The organism is Actinosynnema sp. (genome assembly GCF_052038725.1).
In genome coordinates this window covers 1-2,837 of record NZ_JBQGCX010000733.1, presented here as the reverse complement: position 1 = coordinate 2,837, position 2,837 = coordinate 1, and the positions used below count along the sequence as shown (strand labels likewise).

General features: G+C 73.3%; 2 protein-coding genes. Both read right to left on the bottom strand.

Annotated features, from left to right (window positions below; all coding sequences use genetic code 11):
• On the bottom strand, positions 1-1,189 hold a 1,189-nt coding region (locus tag ACTUAL_RS15190), incomplete at its 3' end, for a cellulose binding domain-containing protein (RefSeq protein WP_440900709.1).
• A 481-nt stretch (positions 1,190-1,670) separates the two neighbouring features.
• Positions 1,671-2,831, bottom strand: a complete 1,161-nt coding sequence (locus tag ACTUAL_RS15185) for a C39 family peptidase (RefSeq protein ID WP_440900710.1) — start codon at positions 2,829-2,831, stop codon at positions 1,671-1,673.
• Between the last annotated feature and the right edge of the window lie 6 nt (positions 2,832-2,837).

The window sequence follows — 2,837 nt, the reverse complement described above, 5'->3', positions numbered from 1 at the left end:
CGTTGAACATGGTCAGGTACTCGGGGCCTGCGAGCACGTAGCCGGAGGAGTTGCGGTGGTCGGCGGAGGCGTTGCCGATCACCGTGCCGCGCCCGTCGACGGTGGCGTCGGCGGTCTTCTTGGCCACCTCGGCCTTGCCGTCGCCGTCGTAGTCGTAGACCTGGAACTGGGTGTAGTGCGCGCCCGCCCGGATGTTGCGGCCGAGGTTGACGCGCCACAGCCTGGTGCCGTTGAGCTTGTAGGCGTCGACGTAGACGACGTCGGTGGTGCCGGACTGCGAGTTGTCCTTGGCGTTGTTGGGCTCCCACTTCAGGACGAACTCGTAGACGCCGTCGCCGTCCAGGTCGCCGACGCTCGCGTCGTTCGCGGCGTAGGCGCTCGACGGCGGCTGGATCGGCACGTCCCGGTAGCCGTTGCCGAAGGCCAGCGAGGCCGGGGACGCGGGCTGCTCGGCCCCGTTGACCACCGCGCGGACGGTGTAGGAGGCGTCGGCCGCCGCGCCGCTGTCCAGGTAGTTCGTGGAGCCGGTGATGGGTGAAGCGTTCAGCTTGGCGCCGCCCCGGTAGACGTTGAACGCCACGTTCTGCGGGTCGCCGCCCAGGAGCCGCCAGCTGACCAGGTTCCCGCTGCCGGAGCGGACGCTGATCAGGCCCCGGTCGAGCCGCTCGACCTGCTTGCGCCCGGTCGGGTCGGGCAGCGGCGCGGTGCCGCCGCCGGTGGTCGTGGTGGTGGGGCCGCCGGTGGTCGTGGTCGTGGTGGTCGTGGTGGGCGCGACGCCGCCGGTGCACGTGGTGCCGTTGAGCGCGAAGCCCGACGGGACGACCGGCTCGCCGGTCCGGGAACCGTTGAACCCGAACGAGACCGAGCCGCCGGTGGGGATGGCCTTGTTCCAGTCCACGTTGGACGCGGTGACCGCCGTGCCCGAGGACGAGAACGCCGCGTTCCAGCCCTGGTCGACCTTCTCGCCGGAGGCGGCGGTCCAGACCAGGGACCACCCGTCGACGGGGTCGCCGAGGTTGTTGACGGTGACGGTGGCGGAGAAGCCGCCCTGCCACTGGTTCTGCACGGTGTAGTCGACCTTGCAGGCTGGGGCGGCCGAGGCCGTGCCCACGACGACCAGTCCGCCGCTCAGCGCGGTGGCGGCGGCGACTGCCGCGCCCAACCGCGCGCGGAACGAGTTGGTGAGCACCGTTGCTCCTTCATCTCGCTTCTGGGAACGCTCCCATGTGAGAACCGAGTGAAGCGGATTCGGACACGACGGGTCAACCCCTTCTGGAAAGCGCTTTCTCGACGGCGATCGGCGTTCGACAACGGCCGCCGCGCTGTTCGACACGGGGGCCGGGGGTTCGTCGACACGGGGACGGGGCGTTCGGCTGGGCGGGTCGGCTCGGGCCGGAGCGCTCGACCGGGCCGCGCGGGCCAGCCGCACAGGGCGGGTCGCTCAGGGCGGGGCGCTCAGGCCAAGCCACTCGGGCGGTTCGCTCGGGCCGAGCCACTCGGGCCACGCCGCTCAGGCAAGGCCGGGCCGCTCGGGCCAGCCGCACAGGCCAAGCCACTCGGCCGGATCGCTCGGGCCCAGCCACTCGGGCCACGCCGCTCAGGCAAGGCCGGACCGCTCGGGCCAGCCGCACAGGCCAAGCCACTCGGCCGGATCGCTCGGGCCGAGCCCTTCAGGGCTGGATGATGTACGCGATCCCCCCGGACCCGCCGCCGACCCCGCCGCCGGGCAGGGGTCGCTTGGTCCGCAGCCACACGTTCTCGAACGCCCGCCGGGGGTACACCCGCCGCACCGACGGGTTGTCCGGCGAGGCCGGGTCGTTGGCGATCACGTCGCCCCGCTCGGTGAACCCGACCACGACCATGATGTGCCCGGCCGTCGAGTACCCCGACCCCGGCAGCTCGTCGGCCTGGAACGCCTGCGAGGTGATCACCGGGACGCCGCGCGCGATGTGCCGCTCCAGCTCCAGCAGCGAGGTCAGCCGGGTGATGTGCGCCCTGAGCCCGAAGTGCGCCGCGTACGCCGTGTTGAACGGCCAGTTCCCCGCGCCCCGGTAGTCGTGGTCGTAGGTGTGCCTGGCCGCGTGGTCCACGGTCGGGTCCGCGTACGACGGGTCGACCCACGAGGTCTCCTCGGGCGTCGGCCCGCGCCCCCAGTACTCCACGACCATCTCGGTGGACGACGGGCTGCACCACGCCTCGCCGCCGCCGTCGTACTCCGGGTACTCCCCCAGGTGCACGTTCTGCGAGTACCGGGGCACGTCCAGCTCGATCCCGCGCGCGGGCCCCGGCCTGCTGGCGGGCACGGTGAACCGGTCCGGCACCGCCGACGCCATCACGCCGACCAGCGACACCGAGGGCGCCGCGGCCTGCCCGACCGCGCGGTGCAGGGTCACCCGGACCTGGTGCGCCACCAGCGGTTCCCCGGCGACGAACGTGTCCACGTCCACCGACCCGTGCTCGTCGGACTGCCCGGACACCGTGGCCCGCTTGATGTCCGCGTCCCCGTGCGCCCAGCGCCCCAGCACGTACCAGCCGCTGGTCCAGCCGTCGCCCACCGACCGGAACTCCACCTGGATCCAGGTGCCTGCGGGCGTGCGGGCGTTCCAGGAGGCCACCGCCTGGGTCGCCGGGAAGCCGAGCCGCCGCACCGGCGAGGTCCAGCGCGCGTACTCGTACGCCCGCCCCTCCCGCTCGACGCGGCCGACCGGCCGGGCCAGCTCCAGCCCGTCCCGCCCGACCAGGGCGCCCTCGAACGTCCCCTGGCGCAGCGAGCCGGCGCTCCACTCGTGGTAGTCCACAGCTCCCCCCGACCGCGCGGCGACCGCGGGGATCGCCGT